We start from the raw sequence: 19483 nt of genomic DNA on the forward strand, positions 1-19483 counted from the left end.
GCGGTGCCTGGGCGGGCCTACGCGGACGTGCCTCAGCCGCTGTGCGGGGAGGTCGCCCAGGTGTAGCGGTGTTCGGGGCGGCCCGTCTCGCCGTACCGGAGCGAGAGCCGGACCCGGTCGGTGCGTTCGAGGAGTTTGAGATAGCGCTGGGCGGTCTGGCGGCTGACCCCGGACCGCTCGGCGATCTCCTGCGCGGACAGTGGGCCGTCGGCGGCGAGCAGGACCTGCCGGACCAGCTCGGCGGTGGTGGGGGAGTGGCCCTTGGGCAGGTCGGGCGTGACGGCGCCGGCCGACAGGACTCCGAAGATCCGGTCCACCTCGGCCTGTTCCGCCTCGCCCCCGTTCGCCAGGGTCTCCCGGAGTGTCGCGTACGCCTCCAGCTTGGAGCGCAGACCGGCGAAGTTGAACGGCTTGACCAGGTACTGGAGGGCGCCGTGCCGCATCGCCGCCTGCACCGTGGCCACGTCCCGGGCCGCCGTCACCATGATCACGTCGCACTGGTGGCCGCGGGCCCGGAGTTCCCGTACGGCCGCGAGCCCGTTCTCGTCCGGGAGGTAGTGGTCGAGGAGGATCAGATCCACCGGCTGTCCGTCCAGGACGGCGAGGGCCTCGGCGGTCGAGTGGGCGGTGGCGGCGACGCGGAAGCCGGGCACCTTGGCGACATAGGCGGCGTTGATCCGCGCGACCAGCACGTCGTCGTCCACGACGAGGACGTCGATCATCGTGCCTCCTCGACGGTCTCGGACAGCGCATCCGGATCCGGGGCTCCCGCGGTCGCGGGGGCGTCCGGTTCCGGCTCGGTCAGGGCGTCCGGGAGGACGACGGTGAACTCGGCGCCCCCGTCCGGCCCTCCGGCCACGCGCGCGCTGCCGCCCCGGCGCTCGGCGAGCCGGCGGACCAGGGCGAGACCGAGCCCGCGCTTTCCGTGGGACGGAAGGGCCTTCGTCGACCAGCCCTCGGTGAAGATCAGTTCGCGGCGCTCCTCGGGAACCCCGGGGCCGCTGTCCGCGACCCTCAGCACCACCGTACGGCCCTCGGCACGGAAGGAGACGTCGATCCGGGCGCCGGGGGTGCCGGCGACGGCGTCCAGGGCGTTGTCGACCAGGTTGCCGACGACGGTGACCAGCTCACGCGGGTCGACGAGCCGGTCCGGCAGCAGCGAGTCGGGGGTGATCCGCAGCGAGACACCCCGCTCGGCGGCGACGGTGGCCTTGCCGACCAGGAGCGCCGCGAGCAGAGGATCGTGGACCTTCTCCGTGACCTGCTCGGCGGTGGCCCGGTGCACACCGACGACGTCGGTGACGAACTCGACGGCTTCCTCGTGCATCTCCAGCTCCAGGAGCCCCAGGAGGGTGTGCATCCGGTTGGCGTGCTCGTGGTCCTGGGCGCGGAGGGCGTCGATCAGACCCCGGGTCGAATCCAGCTCGCGCCCGAGCCGCTCCAGCTCGGTGCGGTCGCGGAGGGTCGCGACGGCGCCGCCGTCATCGGTCGGCATCCGGTTGGCGATCAGCACCCGGTGTCCGCGGACGGTGAGCAGGTCCTCGCCGGTCACCCGTCCCGCGAGGACATCGGCGGTACGGCCGCTGCCGAGGACCTCGTCGAGCGGCCGGCCCGCCGCCTCGGGGCCGAGGCCGAGAAGCCGCTGCGCCTCGTCGTTCATGAGGCGTACGGAGCCGTTGCGGTCCAGGGCCACGACCCCCTCGCGGATGCCGTGCAGCATCGCCTCGCGTTCGGCGAGCAGCGCGGAGATGTCGGAGAAGGCCAGGTCGTGGGTCTGCCGCTGGAGGCGGCGGGAGATCAGATACGCGGCCAGGGCCCCCGCGGCGAGCGCCCCGCCCGCGTAGGCGAGGAGGCCGGGGATCGCGGCGAGGAGCCGGTCGCGGACACTGTCGTACTCGATGCCGACCGACACCGCGCCGACGATCCGGCCGTCCGCGTCCCGCAGGGGCGTCTTGCCGCGCGCCGAGCGGCCCAGGGTGCCGCTGTCGATCTCCATCACCTCGTGCCCGGCGAGGACGTCGGTCGGATCGGTGGAGACGCGGCGGCCGATCGCGGCGGGATCGGTGTGCGACCAGCGCACCCCGCGGGTGTCCATGACCACGACGTACTCGGCGCCCGTGGACGTCCGGATCCGCTCGGCCTCCGTCTGCACGGGGCCCCGAGCGGAGGGGGGTGTGCCGGTGAGGTCCGCCGCCAGGCGGGGCGAGGCGGTGGTCCCGGCGATGGCCAGGGCCCGCCGCATGGCCTGGTCGTCGAGCTGGGCGCTGAGCGGGGCCAGGAAGAGCCCGGTGGCGAGCACGGTCACGCCGGTCGCGATGGCCAGCTGCATCAGCAGGACCTGCGAGAACACCCGCTGGGGCCACCCGAACCGCCGACGGCGCGCGAGGGGGCGCGAGGGGCTGGTCTGTGCGGGGTTCATGCCGGCAAAGGTAAGCGGCCTCGCCCCGGGACCGGAAACGGCGACGGAACGGCACCCCGTCCGGGTGCCTATTCTGGGGGTTTCCCACAGCCGTGGGACCCGAAGGAACCGGAGGCACGTCCCTTGACCACGCAGCAGATCCCCGTCGTCGTCCTGGCCGGGTTTCTCGGGGCCGGGAAGACCACGCTCCTCAACCATCTGCTGCGCGGCGCCCGGGGCACCCGTATCGGCGTCATGGTCAACGACTTCGGAGACATCGGCATCGACGCGATGAGCGTCGCCGGGCAGGTCGGCTCCACCGTCTCCCTCGGCAACGGCTGCCTGTGCTGTGCCGTCGACGCGAGCGAGCTCGACGAGTACCTGGAGGTCCTCACCCGCCCGGAGTCCCGGCTCGATGTGATCGTGATCGAGGCGAGCGGCCTGGCCGAGCCGCAGGAACTGGTCCGCATGGTGCTCGCCAGCGAGAACGATCGGATCGTGTACGGAGGGCTCGTCCAGGTCGTCGACGCGGCCGAGTTCTCCGCCACCCGGCAGCGGCACCCCGAGACCGACCGGCACCTGCCGATCGCGGACCTCGTGGTGGTGAACAAGACCGACCGGGTCTCCGGGGCCGAGCTGGACGCCGTCCACGAGACCGTGGGCGCACTGGCCGGGAAGGCCGTCGTCGTCGACGCCACGCACGGGCGGATCGACCCGGAGCTGCTCTTCGACCGGGTGGTACCCGAGGGCGAGATCGAGGGCCAGATGTCCATCGAGGACATCCTGTACGGGGAGGACTGCGAGGACGACCCGCGGGCCCACGTCCACACGGCCTACGAGACCGTCTCCCTGACGGCCGCGACGCCGCTCCATCCGCGGCGGCTGATGGCCCTCCTCGACGCGCGTCCCGAGGGCCTCTACCGGATCAAGGGCTTCGTCGACTTCGGCACCGCGGACCCGGACAACCGCTACACCGTGCACGCCGTCGGCCGTTTCCTGCGCTTCTACCCGGAGCGGTGGCCCGAGGGCGAGGAGCGGCTCACCCAGCTCGTCCTGATCGGCTCCGGCATCGACGCGTCGGGCCTGCGCAAGGAGCTCGCGGAGTGTGAGCAGAACGGACCCCGGGACGCCCCCGACGAACACAGCATGTGGGGCGTCCTGCGGTACGTGCAGCAGACGGAGGAGGAGCCGGAGCAGGCAGACGTCTCCACCTGACCTCCTCGGCCGGGCGGATCAGAGGCCGTCGGGGGCCTCCACCTCCACGAGGTCGTCCGCGATGGCCTTTCCCATCTCGGCGGAGACCCGCGTGAGCAGCGCCGCCTTCCGTGCGGCGAAGAACGACGGGAAGTCGTCGACCGACATGTGCTCGGGCGCCACGAGATGCGAGCGGATGTGACCGCGCACCTCCTCGGAGGTGCTCTCCGCGCTCTTCGCCAGTTTCACCAGGTAGTCGGAGGGCGCGTTGCCGCCGATGATCCGGTTGGTGCGGGCGGTCAGCGGGGTCTTGTTGACGACGGAGTTGTACAGCCCCGGGTCCTTCCCGGCCTCCTGGCACCACACCTTCGGGAAGATGTGGTGGATGTCGATCGACTCGTCGAAGTACTCGGTGACCTCGGCCTTCACACCGGTGCGCCAGTCCACGGCCCCCGCCTTGAGCAGGAGCGCGTAGATGCCCTTGTACGCGGCGCTGTTGCGGGTGCGCAGGGTCAGGAGACGGCCGGGCGAGAACTGAGCCGCCTCGACGGTCCGGGGCTCGCCGGAGGTGCCCCTGATCCAGCCCACGACGTCCGGCAGGTCATGGCTGAACCGGGTCTCCGTCGAGCCGCCGTACAGCTCGCCGAAGACGCCGCACCAGTACCAGCGGGCGAGCTTGCTCTGCGCTCCCGCGCTCTGCGCGTCCTCGCCCGCGAGGGCCAGGATGGCGGAGAGCGGGATGAGCTGGGTGCCGTAGGGCAGGAACCGGGTGTCGAAGACGTACTGCTGGCGCAGGAACTGCGCGGCGCGCCTGAACCCCTCGACCACGAGGGGTGCGAAGCGCTCGTACTCGTCGAGGGAGAGCTCCAGCATGTCCTTGCGCTTGCAGCCGATGCGCGGCAGGCGCTCCTCCACCACTCCGTGGGTCACGGCGTCCTCACGCCGGGCCGCTGTTGCGAGCAGGGTCACGGACTGGAGGAAGTCGGTGTTCGAGACCTCCTTCAGAATGCGGTACTTCGGCGCCTCCCAGGCCGCCTTGACCTCCTTCTCCCAGTGCTGCCGCAGGTCGAACTCGTCAGCGGCGAAGGTGGCGGTGAGCAGCTCGAAGACGGTGAGTGAGACGCCGCCCGTATTGACGTTCTCAAAGACCTGGCAGACGGCCTGGCGCGCCGTGTTCTTACCCAAGGAGATGACGGGCACCTGGTAGCGGTCGAAGTGCCGCAGGAACTCGTCGTCGAAGTCCCGCCAGAACTTCCGCTTGTCCTTGTCGAAGTCCCAGTACTCCTCGTAGCCGGACTCCCAGTCCCGGGGATTCAGCACGTACCGCAGCGGGAAGAGGTGGGCCTCGTACTCCTTCAGGGGAGTGGAGTAGTCCTCGATCACCTCGCCGCGGAAGCTCTTGACGACCTTGTCCTGCGGCAGGAAGCGGATGGCGTCCTCGCGGTCGGTACGGCTGTCCAGCACAGCGCGCATGTCGGCGTAGAACCAACCGGTGACGCGCTGCTTGCGCACGTCCTGGGTGACCACCGGCTCGCCCAGCTTGATCGCCTGGAAGAGCGAGGTCAGGCGCTGCTGGCCGTCGAGGACGAGGGTCTCGGGCTCGACGCCCAGGGGAGGCGTGGCCCCTTCGATCGGACGGTGTTTGAAGCGGACGTCCCCACCGGACTGCAGCGTCATGACCGTGCCGACCGGGAAGCCCTGCGACACGGATGCCAGCAACGCGGTGATGTTCGGGTGGGGCCACACCCAGCCCCGCTGGAACTCGGGGAGCTGCGCCCTGCCGTCCTCGACCTGCCGGAGCAGATCGCGGAGCGGGCGCTTGTCGATGCTGAATGCTTCGTCCGTCAACGCGGCCATCCTTCACTCGGGCGTCAGACGTGCCGGAGCAGCCCCCCGGCCGGTCACCGGGCCGAGGCTACCCGGCAGTCGGAAGGCCCGTCCGGCGGTCCCGCGAGACGCGATCACTACGAGTTCGGATCACCACGAGTCGGGATCACCACGAGTCCGGAACTCCGCGAGGTCGGACCACACGGAGCGGGTCCCCGCTCGGTCGCCTCGCTGCGAGGGTGGAGAAACGGGAGGAGACCCCGGGCATCAGGTGTTCGCTCGCCTGACGCCCGGGGTCTCCTCCCGGCGGAAGCTGCTCAGGAGGCCGGGCTCGCCAGGACGTCCACCGGGTGGGGGAGCGGGGTGCCCGAGCCGTCTCGGCGCGGGTCGATGTCCGGGAGTTCCACCGGGGCGCCGGTCTTCTGGGCGGCTCGGGCGGGGGTGGTGCCCGCCCAGGCCAGGATCAGGACGTCCTCGCCCTTCAGGAAGCGCTGGCAGCGGACACCGCCGGTCGCGCGGCCCTTGCGCGGGTACTGGTCGAAGGGTGTCAGCTTCGCCGACGTGGCCGCCGAGGAGTCCAGGGTGCCCGTGGAGCCGGCGACGGTGAACACGACGGCGTCCGCCGCCGGGTCGACCGCCGTGAACGAGATCACGTCGGCGCCCGCCGTCAGCTTCACGCCGGCCATGCCGCCTGCCGGGCGGCCCTGGGGCCGTACCTGCGAGGCCGGGTAGCGCAGCAGCTGGGCGTCGGAGGTGATGAAGACCAGGTCCTCCTCACCCGTGCGCAGCTCGGTCGCGCCGACGATCCGGTCGCCCTCCTTGAGGGTGATGACCTCCAGCTCGTCCTTGTTCGCCGGATAGTCCGGGACGACGCGCTTGACCACGCCCTGGAGCGTGCCGAGGGCGAGCCCCGGTGAGGCCTCGTCGAGCGTCGTGAGGCAGACCACGGTCTCGTCCGCCTCCAGCGACAGGAACTCGGAGAGCGGCGCTCCGCCCGCCAGGTTCGGGGCGCTCGCGGTGTCCGGGAGCTGCGGCAGGTCGATCACGGCGATCCGCAGCAGCCGCCCGTCGGAGGTCACCGCGCCGATGTCGCCGCGCTGGGTGGCGGCCACCGCCGACAGGATCACGTCGTGCTTCACACGGGTCGCGTCCGGGTCGACCGGGGGCAGCTCCGCCGTCGCCGTACGGGCCAGCAGGCCGGTGGAGGAGAGCAGCACGCGGCACGGGTCGTCGGCGACCTCGAGGGACACGGCCGCGACGGGGGCGCCCGCCGATTCGAGGAGGACCGTCCGCCGGTCCGTGGCGAACTTCTTCGCGACCGCGGCCAGTTCCGCGGAGACCAGCTTGCGCAGCTCCGCGTCGGAGTCCAGGATCCCGGTCAGCTCGTCGATCTCGCCGTTGAGCCGGTCGCTCTCGGTCTCCAGCTCGATGCGGTCGAACTTGGTGAGGCGGCGCAGCGGGGTGTCCAGGATGTACTGCGTCTGGATCTCGCTCAGCGAGAAGCGCTCGATCAGGCGCTCCTTGGCCTGAGCCGAGTTCTCGCTCTCCCGGATCAGCCGGATGACCTCGTCGATGTCGAGCAGGGCGACGAGCAGGCCCTCCACCAGGTGGAGCCGGTCCCGCTTCTTGGTACGGCGGAACTCGGAGCGGCGCCGGACGACCTCGAAGCGGTGGTCGAGGTAGACCTCCAGGAGCTCCTTGAGGCCGAGCGTGAGCGGCTGGCCGTCGACCAGCGCGACGTTGTTGATGCCGAAGGACTCCTCCATCGGCGTCAGCTTGTAGAGCTGCTCCAGGACCGCCTCGGGCACGAAGCCGTTCTTGATCTCGATGACCAGGCGCAGCCCGTGGTTGCGGTCGGTGAGGTCCTTGACGTCCGCGATGCCCTGGAGCTTCTTGGAACCGACCAGGTCCTTGATCTTGGAGATGACCTTCTCGGGGCCCACCGTGAACGGGAGCTCGGTCACGACGATGCCCTTGCGGCGCGCCGTCACCGTCTCCACGCTCGTCGTGGCGCGGATCTTGAAGGAGCCGCGGCCCGACTCGTAGGCGTCCTTGATGCCGGAGAGTCCGACGATCCGGCCGCCCGTCGGCAGGTCGGGGCCGGGCACGAAACGCATCAGCGTCTCGAGGTCGGCGCCCGGGTGGCGGATCAGATGGCGGGCGGCCGCGATGACTTCGCCGAGGTTGTGCGGGGGCATGTTGGTCGCCATGCCGACCGCGATGCCCGAAGCGCCGTTGACCAGCAGGTTCGGGTAGGCGGCGGGGAGTGCCACCGGCTCCCGCTCCTGGCCGTCGTAGTTCGGCGAGAAGTCGACCGTGTCCTCGTCGATGGACTCGGTCATGAGCAGCGCGGCCGGGGCCATCCGCGACTCGGTGTAGCGCATGGCGGCCGGCGGGTCGTCGTTGCCCAGGGAACCGAAGTTCCCGTGGCCGTCGACGAGGGGCAGGCGCATGGAGAACGGCTGCGCCATGCGGACCATCGCGTCGTAGATCGACGCGTCGCCGTGCGGATGGAGCTTGCCCATCACCTCGCCGACGACGCGGGCGCACTTGACGAAGCCGCGGTCGGGGCGGAGCCCCATCTCGCCCATCTGGTAGACGATGCGTCGCTGGACGGGCTTCATTCCGTCACGGGCGTCCGGCAGGGCGCGCGAGTAGATCACGGAGTACGCGTACTCGAGGAAGGAGCCCTGCATCTCGTCGACAACGTCGATGTCGAGGATTCGCTCCTCGAACGCGTCGTCCGGCGGCGGTGTCTTCGTGCTGCGGCGGGCCATCGCGGCTGCGGCTCCTTCACCAACAAGGTTGATCTGACGCGGACCATTGTGGACCGTGCCACCGACAACGCCGACCGCGACCCGGAAGAGGGACATCTCGAACGGGCGGGAACTTCGCCAGGTGTCGGCGCGCTTGCATACAGTGGCAGGACTTTTTCACATCGCGATCGAAGGGACGTACATGCCCATGGGTCACACGGCCACGGCCGAGGCCGGCTCCGGCGGCCTGACAGCGACCGAGCACCGGTTGGCGAACGGCCTGCGTGTGGTGCTGTCGGAGGACCACCTGACCCCGGTCGCCGCGGTCTGCCTCTGGTACGACGTCGGCTCGCGTCACGAGGTACCGGGCCGCACGGGCCTCGCCCACCTCTTCGAGCACCTGATGTTCCAGGGCTCGAAGCAGGTCCACGGGAACGGGCACTTCGAGCTGGTGCAGGGCGCCGGCGGCTCGCTCAACGGCACGACGAGCTTCGAGCGCACCAACTACTTCGAGACCATGCCCACACACCAGCTGGAGCTCGCGCTCTGGCTGGAGGCCGACCGCATGGGCTCGCTGCTCGCCGCCCTGGACGACGAGTCCATGGAGAACCAGCGGGACGTCGTCAAGAACGAGCGCCGCCAGCGCTACGACAACGTGCCGTACGGCACGGCCTTCGAGAAGCTGACCGCCCTCGCCTACCCGGAGGGCCACCCGTACCACCACACGCCGATCGGCTCCATGGCCGACCTGGACGCGGCGACCCTGGAGGACGCGCGGAACTTCTTCCGCACGTACTACGCCCCGAACAACGCGGTGCTGTCCGTCGTCGGCGACATCGACCCGGAGCAGACCCTCGCCTGGGTCGAGAAGTACTTCGGCTCCATCCCCGGCCACGACGGCAAGCCCGCGCCGCGCCCCGGCGACCTGCCCGAGGTCATCGGCGAGCAGCTGCGCGAGGTCGTCGAGGAGGACGTCCCGGCCCGCGCGCTGATGGCGGCCTACCGTCTGCCGCACGACGGCACGCGCGAGTGCGACGCCGCCGACCTGGCCCTGACGGTTCTCGGCGGCGGTGAGTCCTCGCGGCTGCACAACCGTCTGGTCCGCCGCGACCGTACGGCCGTCGCCGCCGGATTCGGCCTGCTGCGGCTGGCCGGCGCGCCCTCGCTGGGCTGGCTGGACGTCAAGACCTCGGGAGGTGTCGAGGTCCCGCAGATCGAGGCGGCCGTCGACGAGGAGCTCGCCCGGTTCGCCGCCGAGGGCCCCACGCCCGAGGAGATGGAGCGCGCGCAGGCCCAGTTGGAGCGCGAGTGGCTCGACCGGCTCGGCACGGTAGCGGGCCGCGCCGACGAACTCTGCCGGTTCGCCGTGCTGTTCGGTGACCCGCAGCTCGCCCTCACCGCCGTCGACCGGGTCCTGGACATCACCGCCGACGAGGTGCGTGAGGCCGCCGCGGCCACGCTGCGCCCCGACAACCGCGCGGTGCTGGTCTACGAGCCCCTGGCGACCGAACAGAGCGACAGCGACGAGGAAGAGGGAGCGGACCAGTGACCGACGCTGCCGCGTCTTTGACGAGCATGGACTTCCACCCGCAGCCGACGCCGGGCGTCGCCAGGCCCTGGGCCTTCCCGGCCCCGGACCGCGGCGCCCTGGACAACGGTCTGACGGTGCTGACCAGCCACCGCCCCGGCCAGCAGGTCGTGGCCGTGGAGATCTTCCTCACGGCCCCGCTGGACGCCGAGCCCGCCGGTCTCGACGGTGTCGCCACCATCATGGCCCGCGCGCTCTCCGAGGGCACCGACAAGCACAGCGCCGAGGAGTTCGCGGCCGAACTGGAGCGCTGCGGCGCCACGCTCGACGCGCACGCCGACCACCCGGGCGTACGGGTCTCCCTGGAGGTTCCCGTCTCCCGGCTGCCCAAGGCGCTCGGTCTGGTCTCCGAGGCCCTGATCGCGCCGGCCTTCCTCGACACCGAGATCGAGCGTCTGGTGCGCAACCGCCTGGACGAGATCCCGCACGAGACGGCCAACCCGGCCCGTCGTGCCGCCAAGCAGCTCTCCAAGGAGCTCTTCCCGGCCGAGTCCCGGATGTCCCGGCCGCGCCAGGGCACCGAGGAGACCGTCGAGGCGATCGACGCCGCCGCGGTCCGCGCCTTCTACGAGGCGTACGTGCGGCCCGCCACCGCCACCGCCGTGGTCGTCGGCGACCTGACCGGCGTCGACCTGGACAAGGTCCTCGCCGAGACGCTGGGCGCCTGGACCGGCGAGCCGGCCGAGCCGCTCCCGATGCCGCCGATCACCGCCGACGACACCGGACGGGTCGTCGTCGTGGACCGTCCCGGCGCCGTCCAGACCCAGTTGCTGATCGGCCGGGTCGGCTCCGACCGGCACGACAGCGTCTGGCCGGCCCAGGTCCTGGGCACGTACTGCCTCGGCGGCACCCTCACCTCGCGGCTCGACCGGGTCCTGCGCGAGGAGAAGGGCTACACGTACGGCGTGCGGGCCTTCGGGCAGGTGCTCCGCTCCGACGGCAGGGGGAACGGCGCCGCGATGCTCGCCATCAGCGGTTCCGTCGACACCCCCAACACCGGACCGGCTCTTGACGACCTGTGGAAGGTGCTGCGGACGCTGGCCGCCGAGGGGCTCACGGACGCCGAGCGCGAGACCGCCGTGCAGAACCTGGTCGGGGTCGCGCCGCTCAAGTACGAGACGGCCGCCTCGGTCGCCGGGACGCTCGCCGACCAGCTCGAGCAGCACCTCCCGGACGACTACCAGGCCCAGTTGTACGCGCGTCTGGCCGAGACGGGCACGGTCGAGGCGACCGCGGCCGTCGTGAGCGCCTTCCCGGTGGACCGGCTCGTCACGGTCCTGGTGGGCGACGCGGCGCAGATCGCGGAGCCGGTGCGTGCGCTCGGCATCGGTGAAGTGACCGTCGTGACCGGCTGATTCGACCGGTCCGGCCGCTGCGGAAAGGCTGATTCCGGAGCGCCGGTGCTTCTGACACGGCAACAGGAGGACCCCGACGGCATGGTTCGTCGGGGTCCTCCCGTATGTCCGTATTGGCGGCAAGGGTGATCGTATGGTCTGTGGCATGTCTTACAAAAATCGCGTCTGGTTGGTGATTGAAAGACGATCCGCATAGCGTCGGTGCGGCTGTTCGTCAGTGCACGTGCCGCACCCGCGGCATCGGACAGTCATCGCCGAGTCCCCGTCAGGCGCGAGCCTGGGGAGCCGGGGACCCATATGAAGTCCCTGGGGTGAATCGGGCGCCTTCGTCTCGTACGGAGGGGCTCGTAGGAGACCTTCCTGCTCCGAACCCGTCAGCTAACCCGGTAGGCGAGAAGGAAGGAAAGGATCAGCCACTACATGGCGTTCACCCGTGCCACCGGGAAGCACCGTGCTCCGAGCCGGACGGCGCGCCGCACCGTGGGCATCGCCGGCGTCGCGACGCTGGCCACCACCGGCGTCATCGGAACCCTCGCCTCCCCGGCGCTCGCCGCCGACACGGACCACCGTTCCGTCGAGGACACCGGCCTCACCAAGGTGATCACCGAGGACTCCCTCGCGGACCGGGTCAGCGCCCAGGTCGCCGCGCAGGAGCAGGAGGTCTTCGAGGCCGCCGCCAAGGCGAAGGCCGAGGCCGAGGCGAAGCGCAAGGCCGAGGCCCGGGCCAAGGAGATCCGCCAGGCCAAGGAGCGCGCCGCCCGCGAGGCCGAGCGCCGTCGCCTGGCCTCCTTCCAGCTCCCCGTCGCCGGCTCGTACGTGTCCACCGGCTACCAGACCGGTGGCTCGCTCTGGTCCTCCGGCAGCCACTCGGGCATCGACTTCCACGCCTCCTACGGCAGCAGCGTGGTCTCCGTCGGTTCCGGCACGGTCGTCGAGGCAGGCTGGGGCGGCGCGTACGGCAACAACATCGTCATCCGGATGCACGACGGCACGTACACCCAGTACGGTCACCTCTCGTCCATCGGGGTCTACGTCGGCCAGAGCGTCGAGCCGGGCCAGCAGATCGGCATCTCGGGCTCCTCCGGCAACTCGACCGGTCCGCACCTCCACTTCGAGGCGCGTACGACTTCCGAGTACGGCTCCGACATCAACCCGATCGCCTACCTGCGGACCCGGGGCGTCAACGTCTGACCCGCACCGCACCGCATCGCGTCGCAAAAGCCCCGGCTCGTACTGAGCCGGGGCTTTTCGTCGGTCAAAAGGCATCCATATTCCGCTGAGGCATCGGAAATTCCGGCGCGCTGCAATAGAGTCGCAGATCGGGCGCAGAACAGGCGCCGCTCGAATTGTCTCGCGCAGACCAAGGCGGAGGTCGGACATGCGCATTCCCGCGCACTCGGTATGCACGGCGATCCGGGACGACATCGTCTCCGGCGTCTTCGAGCGGGGCAGCCGGCTGACCGAGGAACAGCTCGCCCGTCGGTACGGGGTCTCCCGTGTCCCGGTCCGCGAGGCCCTGCGCACCCTGGAGTCCGAGGGCTTCGTCGTCACCCGCCGCCACGCGGGCGCGCATGTCGCCGAGCCCACCGAGCAGGAGGCGGCCGATCTGCTCGACATGCGGGCGCTGCTCGAACCCCTGGGGGCCGCACGCGCCGCCCAGCGGCGCACGGACGCCCATCTCAAGGTGCTGCGCGGCCTGGTCAGACTGGGTCAGGAGCGGGCCAGGCGCGGCCAGGGCGAGGATCTGCGCTCGCTCGGCGGCTGGTTCCACGAGACGCTCGCGCAGGCCTCCGGCAGTCCGGCCCTGACGGCGCTGCTGACCCAGCTGCGGCACAAGATCGCCTGGACGTACGCGGTCGAGCAGCCCGCCCAGCCGGTGGAGGCCTGGGCGGAGCACGGCGCGATCGTGGACGCCGTGGCGCGCGGTGACGCCGAGCGGGCGCGGGCGCTGACCGCGCTGCACGCCGAGCGCTCGCAGTCGCTGCACCGGCTCAAAAGGCCGGACCGCAGCCGTGTGAGGGTTTCGCAACATGCAGTCAACAGGGCGAGTGCCCGGAATTAACGTGCACGCCGTATACAAAGAATAGGAATTCGGCGCCGTTGTTCTGTGCTGCCCGAAAAGCGGGCGCCGGGAAAGCGAAAGGCCGTGACCGCCGGAATTTCGGCAGTCACGGCCTTTCGTCGTACGCGGTGGGGCGTACGGCGGGTTCGACCCGGATCAGACGGTCTCGGGGAGCTCGTCGAGACCCTCGGCGACCAGCTTCGCCAGACGGTCCAGAGCGGCCTCGGCGCCGTCGGCCTCCGAAGCGAGGACGATCTCCTCGCCGCCCTGCGCGCCCAGGCCGAGCACCGCGAGCATGGAGGCGGCGTTCACGGGGGTGCCGTCGGACTTGGCGATCGTCACCGGAACGCCGGAAGCCGTGGCGGCACGGACGAAGATGGACGCGGGGCGGGCGTGCAGGCCCTCGGCCCAGCCGACGTTGACGCGGCGCTCAGCCATGGTGTTGCCCTTCAAGTCTTAAGGGGTTGTCTAGACCAGTCTCTCACGGGATGCTGCGTGCTCGTGCCGACCTCCGGCCCGGGCCGGACCGCCTTTCGGCCCTCTCGCGCCGTGTACGGCGTGCTCCCCACCTTGCACGGAGCGCACTCGCCGCGCGACCGGTGCCGGGGCCGTGTCGCGGCCGTAGGCTGACCCCATGGAGAGCGCGTCGGAGCAGTCGGAAGCGGCGGAACAACCGGCGTCACCCGCGCGCCCGGAGCCACCGGCGCACGACTATCCCGACCACTGGGAAGCGGACGTGGTGCTCCGCGACGGCGGCACGGCGCGCATCCGCCCCATCACCGCCGACGACGCCGAACGCCTCGTCAGCTTCTACGAGCAGGTCTCGGACGAGTCGAAGTACTACCGCTTCTTCGCCCCCTACCCGCGGCTCTCCGCCAAGGACGTCCACCGCTTCACCCACCACGACTTCGTGGACCGGGTCGGACTCGCGGCGACGGTGGGCGGCGAGTTCATCGCCACCGTGCGCTACGACCGCATCGACCACCGCGGAATGCCCGCCTCCGCGCCGGCCGACGAGGCCGAGGTCGCCTTCCTCGTCCAGGACGCCCACCAGGGACGCGGCGTCGCCTCCGCACTGCTCGAACACATCGCCGCGGTCGCGCGCGAGCGGGACATCCGGCGCTTCGCCGCCGAGGTGCTCCCCGCCAACACCAAGATGATCAAGGTGTTCACGGACGCGGGCTACACCCAGAAGCGCAGCTTCGAGGACGGGTCCGTACGGCTCCACCTCGACCTCGAGCCCACCGACCGCTCCCTCGCCGTCCAGCGGGCACGGGAACAGCGCGCCGAGGCCCGCTCCGTCCAGCGTCTCCTCACCCCCCGGTCCGTCGCCGTCGTCGGAGCCGGGCGCGCGCCGGGCGGCGTCGGCCGGACCGTCCTGCGCAACCTCCTGGCGGCCGGTTACACCGGCCGCGTGTACGCGGTCAACGCCGCGCTCGGCGAGAGCGACGGGGCCGTGGAGTTCGACGGCGTCCCCGCCCACCGCTCCGTGGGCGCCATCGGGGAGCCCGTCGACCTCGCGATCGTCGCCGTCCCCGCCGAACGGGTGCCGGACGCCGTCGCCGACTGCGGGGAACACGGCGTACAGGGCCTCGTCGTCCTCTCCGCCGGATACGCCGAGAGCGGGGCCGCCGGGCGCGAGCGGCAGCGTCAGCTCGTCCGGCAGGCCCGCTCGTACGGGATGCGGATCATCGGTCCCAACGCCTTCGGGATCATCAACACCACCGCCGACGTCCGGCTCAACGCCTCCCTCGCCCCCCAGATGCCGGCCGCCGGTCGGATCGGCCTCTTCACCCAGTCCGGCGCCATCGGCATCGCCCTCCTCGCCGGGCTGCACCGACGGGGCGCCGGACTCTCCTCCTTCATCTCGGCCGGCAACCGGGCCGACGTCTCCGGCAACGACTTCCTCCAGCACTGGTACGACGACCCCGGCACCGATGTCGTCCTCCTCTATCTGGAGTCGATCGGCAACCCCCGGAAGTTCACTCGCCTCGCCCGCCGCACCGCAGCCGTCAAGCCGGTCGTCGTCGTCAAGGGCGCCCGGCACAGCGGCAGCGCCCCGCCCGGCCACCGGGTGCCGGTCACCCGCATCCCGCACGCCACGGTCTCCGCGCTGCTCCGCCAGGCCGGGGTGATCCGCGTCGACACGGTCACCGAACTCGTCGACGCCGGACTCCTCCTCGCCGCCCAGCCGCTGCCCGCCGGGCCCCGGGTCGCGATCCTCGGCAACTCCGAGTCGCTCGGCCTCCTCACGTACGACGCCTGCCTGACCGAGGGACTCCGTCCGCTGAGGCCCCTCGACCTGACGACGGCGGCGGAGCCGGCGGACTTCCGGGACGCGCTGGCGGCCGCGCTCGTCGACGAGACCTCCGACGCGGTCGTCGTGAACGCGATCCCGTGGGTCGGCGAGAACGGCGCCACCGAGTTCGGCGACGGCGAGGTCCTGGCGGCCTCCCTCCGCGAGGCCGTCGCGTCCGCCCCCGCCCCGACCAAGCCGGTCGTCGTCGTCCATGTCGAGATGGGCGGGCTCGCGGAGGCCCTCGCGGTCGCCACGAGCACCCGCCCGGCGGCACGCGGCCGGGGTGCGACCACGGCCGGCCCGGGGTCGCGGCCGGCCGGTCCGGGTGCGGTTCCGACCGCCTCGGCCGGGCAGGGCGTGCCTCCGTCCGGACCGGGTGCGGCCGCGACCTGGCAAGGGCTGGCCCCGGCAGGACCGGTCCCGGCTCCGGCGGCCCCGTCAGCTCCGACCGGACCGGGTACGGCCCTGTCGGGACCGGGTACGGCCCCGACCGCCCCGGACGGGCAAGGCGCGGCCCCGGCCGGACCCGGCCCGACGCCCCCGGCCGAGGACGCTCCGCCGTCCCCGCCCGCCACCATCCCCGCCTACCCCGCCGCCGAGCGTGCCGTGCGGGCCCTGGCCGAGGCCGTGCGGTACGGGCAGTGGCGGCGGCAGGCGGCCGAGCCCGGGCGGGTACCCGAGTACGAGGACATCGACGAGGCCGGGGCCGCCGCGCTCATCGAGCGGGTGCTCGGCCACGACGGGGCCGACCCCCGGGGTGTGACCCTCGACACCGATCAGACCGGAGAGCTGCTCGCGCGGTACGGGATCACCGTCCTGCCGACCCTGCCGGCGCCCACCCCCGACGCGGCCGTCGCGGCCGCCGGCCGGCTCGGCTACCCCGTCGCCCTCAAGACGACCGCGCCCCACCTCCGCCACCGCCCCGACCTCGGCGGTGTCCGGCTCGACCTGGCGTCCGAGGAGCAGCTCCGCACGGCCTACGCCGAGGTCACCGAGGTGCTCGGCAAGCCCGAGGAGCTCCAGCCGGTGGTCCAGGCGATGGTGCCCCGGGGCGTCGACACGGTCGTCCGTTCCGCCATCGACCCGGCCGTCGGCGCCGTCCTCTCCTTCGGTCTCTCGGGCGCCGCGTCCGAGCTGCTCGGCGACACGGCCCACCGACTGGTCCCGGCCACCGACCGGGACGCCGCCGAACTCGTCCGTTCCCTCCGCACCGCCCCGCTGCTCTTCGGCTGGCGCGGCTCCGCCCCCGTCGACACCCCGGCCCTGGAGGAGGTGCTGCTCCGGGTCTCCCGGCTCGTCGACGACCATCCCGAGGTGGTCGCCGTCTCCCTGGAGCCGGTGGTCGTCGCGCCGCGCGGACTCTCCGTGCTCGGCGCCACCGTCCGACTGGCCCCGCCGCCGCCCCGTACCGACCTCGGGCCGCGCAGCCTGCCGAGTTACTGAAGGGCCTGAGGGGGCCCCACCGCCCCGTAGGATGGAGTCCATGGCGAAGACCGGTACGACGACCCAGGGGCTGCGCGCGGCGATCGAGCGCAGCGGCTACTACCCGGCCCTCGTGGCCGAGGCGGTGGAGGCCGCCGTCGGCGGCGAGGCCGTGGCGTCGTACGTGGTTCACCAGGAGACCACCTTCGACGCGAACGAGGTCCGGCGCCACGTCACCGTCCTCGTCCTGACGCCGCACCGCTTCATCGTCAGCCACACCGACGAGCAGGCCGCCGACACCAGCTCCCCGACGCCGTACGCCACGACGTCCACCGAGTCCGTGAAGCTCGACCGGATCTCGTCCGTCGTCGTCAGCCGCGTGGTCGCCAATCCGGAGTCGTACACCCCGGGCACGCTGCCCCGCGAGGTGGTCCTCACCATCGGGTGGGGCGCCGTCTCCCGGATCGACCTGGAGCCCGCCGCCTGCGGCGACGCCAACTGCGACGCCGATCACGGCTACACGGGCAACGCCACCGCCGACGACCTCAGCCTCCGGGTGAGCGAGGCCGGGGACGGTCCGGACACCGTCCGGCAGACCCTCGTCTTCGCCCAGGCCCTCTCCGAAGCGATCGCGGCCACCGCCGCCCCCACCCGCTGATGGTGCAGCCCACGGCCGTAGGTCACGGCTGGCCCGACGACCCGGTCCCGCTCGCCCCGGACACCGCGCCGGTCCCCGAGTACACCTTCGGCTCCCTCGGCGACGTGCTGCCGACGCTGGTCGCCGGGCAGGGCGTGCCCGGGTTCACGCCGCGGATCGCCGAGCTGACCCCGGCCGACCGGAACTGCCTCTTCCTGATCGACGGGCTCGGCTGGGAGCAGATCAAGGCCCACCCGGACGAGGCCCCGTATCTGACCTCGCTCCTCGGCTCCTCACGAGGAGGCACGGGCCGCCCGGTCACCGCCGGCTTCCCCGCCACGACGGCGACCTCACTGGCCTCCGTCGGCACCGGCCGCTACCCCGGCACGCACGGACTGCCCGGCTACACCGTGCGCAACCCCGCGACCGGCGAGCTGATGAACCAGCTGCGCTGGAAGCCGTGGACCTCGCCGCACGTCTGGCAGCCGTACCCCACCGTCTTCCGGCTCGCGCACGAGGCCGGGATCCACACCGCCCAGGTGTCCTCCCCGATCTTCGAGCAGACCCCGCTCACCAAGGTCGCGCTCAGCGGCGGAACGTTTCACGGGCGGCTCTCCGGCGAGGAGCGGATGGACTTCGCCGCCGAACAGCTCGCCGCGGGCGACCGTTCGCTGGTCTACACGTACTACAGCGAGCTCGACGGCGCCGGACACCGCTTCGGCATCGACTCCGACGCCTGGCGCGGTCAGCTGATGTTCGTCGACCGGCTCGTGCAGCGGCTCGCCGAGCAGCTGCCGCCCCGCTCGGCCCTCTACGTCACGGCCGACCACGGCATGGTGGACATCCCCTTCGACGAGCAGCACCGCATCGACTTCGACGAGGACTGGGAGCTGCGCGCCGGCGTCGCCCTCCTCGGCGGCGAGGGGCGTGCCCGGCACGTCTACGCCGTGCCCGGCGCCGAGGCGGACGTCCTCACCTGCTGGCGCGAGGTGATCGGCGAGCAGTTCTGGGTGGCGAGCCGCGACGAGGCCATCTCGCTCGGCTGGTTCGGCGACGAGGTCGACGAGCGGGTGTACGGCCGGATCGGCGACGTCGTCGCCGCGGCCCACGACGACGTGGCCATCACCGCCTCCGTCAACGAGCCCCACGAGTCCGCGATGGTCGGCATGCACGGGTCCATGACCGCGGCGGAGCAGCTCGTCCCGCTGCTCGAAGTCCGGTCCTGAGACTCCGTCCCGCGCCCTCCCGACACCTTCGCCCTCCCACGACCTGAAAGGTCCCCGACCCGTCATGCCCGAGCTGGTCTTCTTCTCCGGAACCATGGACTGCGGGAAGAGCACCCTGGCGCTCCAGATTGCCCACAACCGCGATGCGCGGGGGCTCCAGGGCGTGATCTTCACCCGTGACGACCGGGCGGGCGAGGGCAAGCTGTCCTCCCGGCTCGGCCTGGTGACGGAGGCCGTCGAGGCCCCACGGGACATGGACGTCTACGGGTACCTCGTCGCCCAGCTCTCCCAGGGCGGCAAGGCCGACTACGTGATCGTGGACGAGGCGCAGTTCCTCACGCCGGAGCAGATCGACCAGCTCGCGCGGATCGTCGACGACCTCGGTCTCGACGTCTTCGCCTTCGGCATCACCACCGACTTCCGGACCAAGCTCTTCCCCGGCTCGCAGCGGCTGATCGAGCTGGCGGACCGCATCGAGCAGCTCCAGGTGGAGGCGCTGTGCTGGTGCGGGGCGCGGGCCACGCACAACGCGCGCACGGTGGGCGGCGAGATGGTCGTCGAGGGTGAGCAGGTCGTCGTCGGTGACGTGAACCGTCCTGCCGAGGAGATCGGCTACGAGGTGCTCTGCCGGCGCCATCACCGTCGGCGGATGACCTCGGCCTCCGCCCGGGCCGGTGTCCTCTCCCCGGACGTCCTCCCCGTCAACCACGCCTGACGCC

General features: G+C 71.8%; 14 protein-coding genes and 1 riboswitch. Of the genes, 9 read left to right on the forward strand and 5 right to left on the reverse strand.

Features of this window, described 5'->3' with window-relative positions; genetic code table 11:
- Positions 1-32 precede the first annotated feature (32 nt).
- Together ACH4MY_RS32365 and ACH4MY_RS32370 are read right to left on the reverse strand one after the other, a co-directional pair.
- Complete coding sequence (locus ACH4MY_RS32365) at positions 33-722, reverse strand: response regulator (protein ID WP_398007553.1); 690 nt, start codon at positions 720-722, stop codon at positions 33-35.
- Positions 719-2419 carry an ATP-binding protein gene (locus tag ACH4MY_RS32370; RefSeq protein WP_398007555.1) on the reverse strand — a complete coding sequence of 567 codons (1701 nt, stop codon included), beginning with the start codon at positions 2417-2419 and terminating at the stop codon, positions 719-721. The genes ACH4MY_RS32365 and ACH4MY_RS32370 overlap by 4 nt, the downstream gene beginning before the upstream one ends.
- Positions 2420-2542: 123 nt before the next feature.
- On the opposite strand from ACH4MY_RS32370, the gene ACH4MY_RS32375 reads away from it, so the two are divergent.
- The gene (locus ACH4MY_RS32375) at positions 2543-3613 is read left to right on the forward strand and encodes a CobW family GTP-binding protein (RefSeq protein ID WP_398007557.1); all 1071 of its coding nucleotides are present in this window, start codon (positions 2543-2545) and stop codon (positions 3611-3613) included.
- A gap of 18 nt (positions 3614-3631) precedes the next feature.
- Here the strand turns inward: ACH4MY_RS32375 and ACH4MY_RS32380 are convergent, their stop codons facing one another.
- Together ACH4MY_RS32380 and ACH4MY_RS32385 are read right to left on the reverse strand one after the other, a co-directional pair.
- Positions 3632-5440, reverse strand: a complete 1809-nt coding sequence (locus tag ACH4MY_RS32380) for a DUF262 domain-containing protein (RefSeq protein ID WP_398007559.1) — start codon at positions 5438-5440, stop codon at positions 3632-3634.
- A 296-nt stretch (positions 5441-5736) separates the two neighbouring features.
- Positions 5737-8196, reverse strand: a complete 2460-nt coding sequence (locus ACH4MY_RS32385) for a DNA topoisomerase (ATP-hydrolyzing) subunit A (protein WP_398007561.1) — start codon at positions 8194-8196, stop codon at positions 5737-5739.
- A gap of 181 nt (positions 8197-8377) precedes the next feature.
- Here ACH4MY_RS32385 and ACH4MY_RS32390 point away from each other — a divergent pair, with 181 nt between their 5' ends.
- From ACH4MY_RS32390 to ACH4MY_RS32405, 4 genes are all read left to right on the forward strand, one after another.
- A complete protein-coding gene (locus ACH4MY_RS32390; RefSeq protein WP_398007563.1) occupies positions 8378-9724 on the forward strand; it encodes a M16 family metallopeptidase in 1347 nt (448 codons plus the stop codon).
- Positions 9725-9750: 26 nt separating this feature from the next.
- Entirely contained in the window at positions 9751-11118 is a 1368-nt protein-coding gene (locus ACH4MY_RS32395; protein ID WP_398007651.1) for a M16 family metallopeptidase, read from the forward strand.
- Positions 11119-11360: 242 nt separating this feature from the next.
- A riboswitch (cyclic di-AMP (ydaO/yuaA leader) is annotated at positions 11361-11526 on the forward strand.
- A 12-nt stretch (positions 11527-11538) separates the two neighbouring features.
- Positions 11539-12309, forward strand: coding sequence for a M23 family metallopeptidase (locus ACH4MY_RS32400; RefSeq protein WP_398007565.1), 771 nt, complete (start codon positions 11539-11541; stop codon positions 12307-12309).
- Between the two features lie 187 nt (positions 12310-12496).
- Positions 12497-13180 carry a GntR family transcriptional regulator gene (locus ACH4MY_RS32405; RefSeq protein WP_398007567.1) on the forward strand — a complete coding sequence of 228 codons (684 nt, stop codon included), beginning with the start codon at positions 12497-12499 and terminating at the stop codon, positions 13178-13180.
- A gap of 156 nt (positions 13181-13336) precedes the next feature.
- On the opposite strand, the gene ACH4MY_RS32410 is transcribed toward ACH4MY_RS32405, so the two are convergent.
- Positions 13337-13618 carry an HPr family phosphocarrier protein gene (locus tag ACH4MY_RS32410; RefSeq protein ID WP_015036698.1) on the reverse strand — a complete coding sequence of 94 codons (282 nt, stop codon included), beginning with the start codon at positions 13616-13618 and terminating at the stop codon, positions 13337-13339.
- Positions 13619-13814: 196 nt separating this feature from the next.
- Between ACH4MY_RS32410 and ACH4MY_RS32415 the strand changes: the two genes are divergently transcribed.
- The 4 genes from ACH4MY_RS32415 to ACH4MY_RS32430 all read left to right on the forward strand — a co-directional run bounded on the left by ACH4MY_RS32415 (position 13815) and on the right by ACH4MY_RS32430 (position 19479).
- Complete coding sequence (locus ACH4MY_RS32415; RefSeq protein ID WP_398007569.1) at positions 13815-16922, forward strand: GNAT family N-acetyltransferase; 3108 nt, start codon at positions 13815-13817, stop codon at positions 16920-16922.
- A gap of 40 nt (positions 16923-16962) precedes the next feature.
- Positions 16963-17559 (forward strand): DUF5998 family protein, encoded by a 597-nt coding sequence (locus ACH4MY_RS32420; protein WP_030325407.1) that lies wholly within the window; start codon positions 16963-16965, stop codon positions 17557-17559.
- The gene (locus tag ACH4MY_RS32425; RefSeq protein WP_398007571.1) at positions 17559-18764 is read left to right on the forward strand and encodes an alkaline phosphatase family protein; all 1206 of its coding nucleotides are present in this window, start codon (positions 17559-17561) and stop codon (positions 18762-18764) included. The genes ACH4MY_RS32420 and ACH4MY_RS32425 overlap by 1 nt, the downstream gene beginning before the upstream one ends.
- A gap of 64 nt (positions 18765-18828) precedes the next feature.
- On the forward strand, positions 18829-19479 hold the full coding sequence (locus ACH4MY_RS32430; protein WP_398007573.1) for a thymidine kinase: 651 nt from the start codon (positions 18829-18831) through the stop codon (positions 19477-19479).
- Positions 19480-19483 lie beyond the last annotated feature (4 nt).

The sequence above is a fragment of the Streptomyces sp. NPDC017246 genome (assembly GCF_044331325.1).
Taxonomy (GTDB): domain Bacteria; phylum Actinomycetota; class Actinomycetes; order Streptomycetales; family Streptomycetaceae; genus Streptomyces.

Excerpts from the sequence above, each read along its gene's own strand:
- ACH4MY_RS32365 (WP_398007553.1), bottom strand. The coding sequence starts at position 722 with ATGATCGACGTCCTCGTCGTGGACGACGACGTGCTGGTCGCGCGGATC.
- ACH4MY_RS32370 (WP_398007555.1), bottom strand. The coding sequence starts at position 2,419 with ATGAACCCCGCACAGACCAGCCCCTCGCGCCCCCTCGCGCGCCGTCGG.
- ACH4MY_RS32385 (WP_398007561.1), bottom strand. The coding sequence starts at position 8,196 with ATGGCCCGCCGCAGCACGAAGACACCGCCGCCGGACGACGCGTTCGAG.
- ACH4MY_RS32390 (WP_398007563.1), top strand. The coding sequence starts at position 8,378 with ATGCCCATGGGTCACACGGCCACGGCCGAGGCCGGCTCCGGCGGCCTG.
- ACH4MY_RS32395 (WP_398007651.1), top strand. The coding sequence starts at position 9,751 with ATGGACTTCCACCCGCAGCCGACGCCGGGCGTCGCCAGGCCCTGGGCC.
- ACH4MY_RS32400 (WP_398007565.1), top strand. The coding sequence starts at position 11,539 with ATGGCGTTCACCCGTGCCACCGGGAAGCACCGTGCTCCGAGCCGGACG.
- ACH4MY_RS32405 (WP_398007567.1), top strand. The coding sequence starts at position 12,497 with ATGCGCATTCCCGCGCACTCGGTATGCACGGCGATCCGGGACGACATC.
- ACH4MY_RS32410 (WP_015036698.1), bottom strand. The coding sequence starts at position 13,618 with ATGGCTGAGCGCCGCGTCAACGTCGGCTGGGCCGAGGGCCTGCACGCC.
- ACH4MY_RS32415 (WP_398007569.1), top strand. The coding sequence starts at position 13,815 with ATGGAGAGCGCGTCGGAGCAGTCGGAAGCGGCGGAACAACCGGCGTCA.
- ACH4MY_RS32420 (WP_030325407.1), top strand. The coding sequence starts at position 16,963 with ATGGCGAAGACCGGTACGACGACCCAGGGGCTGCGCGCGGCGATCGAG.
- ACH4MY_RS32425 (WP_398007571.1), top strand. The coding sequence starts at position 17,559 with ATGGTGCAGCCCACGGCCGTAGGTCACGGCTGGCCCGACGACCCGGTC.
- ACH4MY_RS32430 (WP_398007573.1), top strand. The coding sequence starts at position 18,829 with ATGCCCGAGCTGGTCTTCTTCTCCGGAACCATGGACTGCGGGAAGAGC.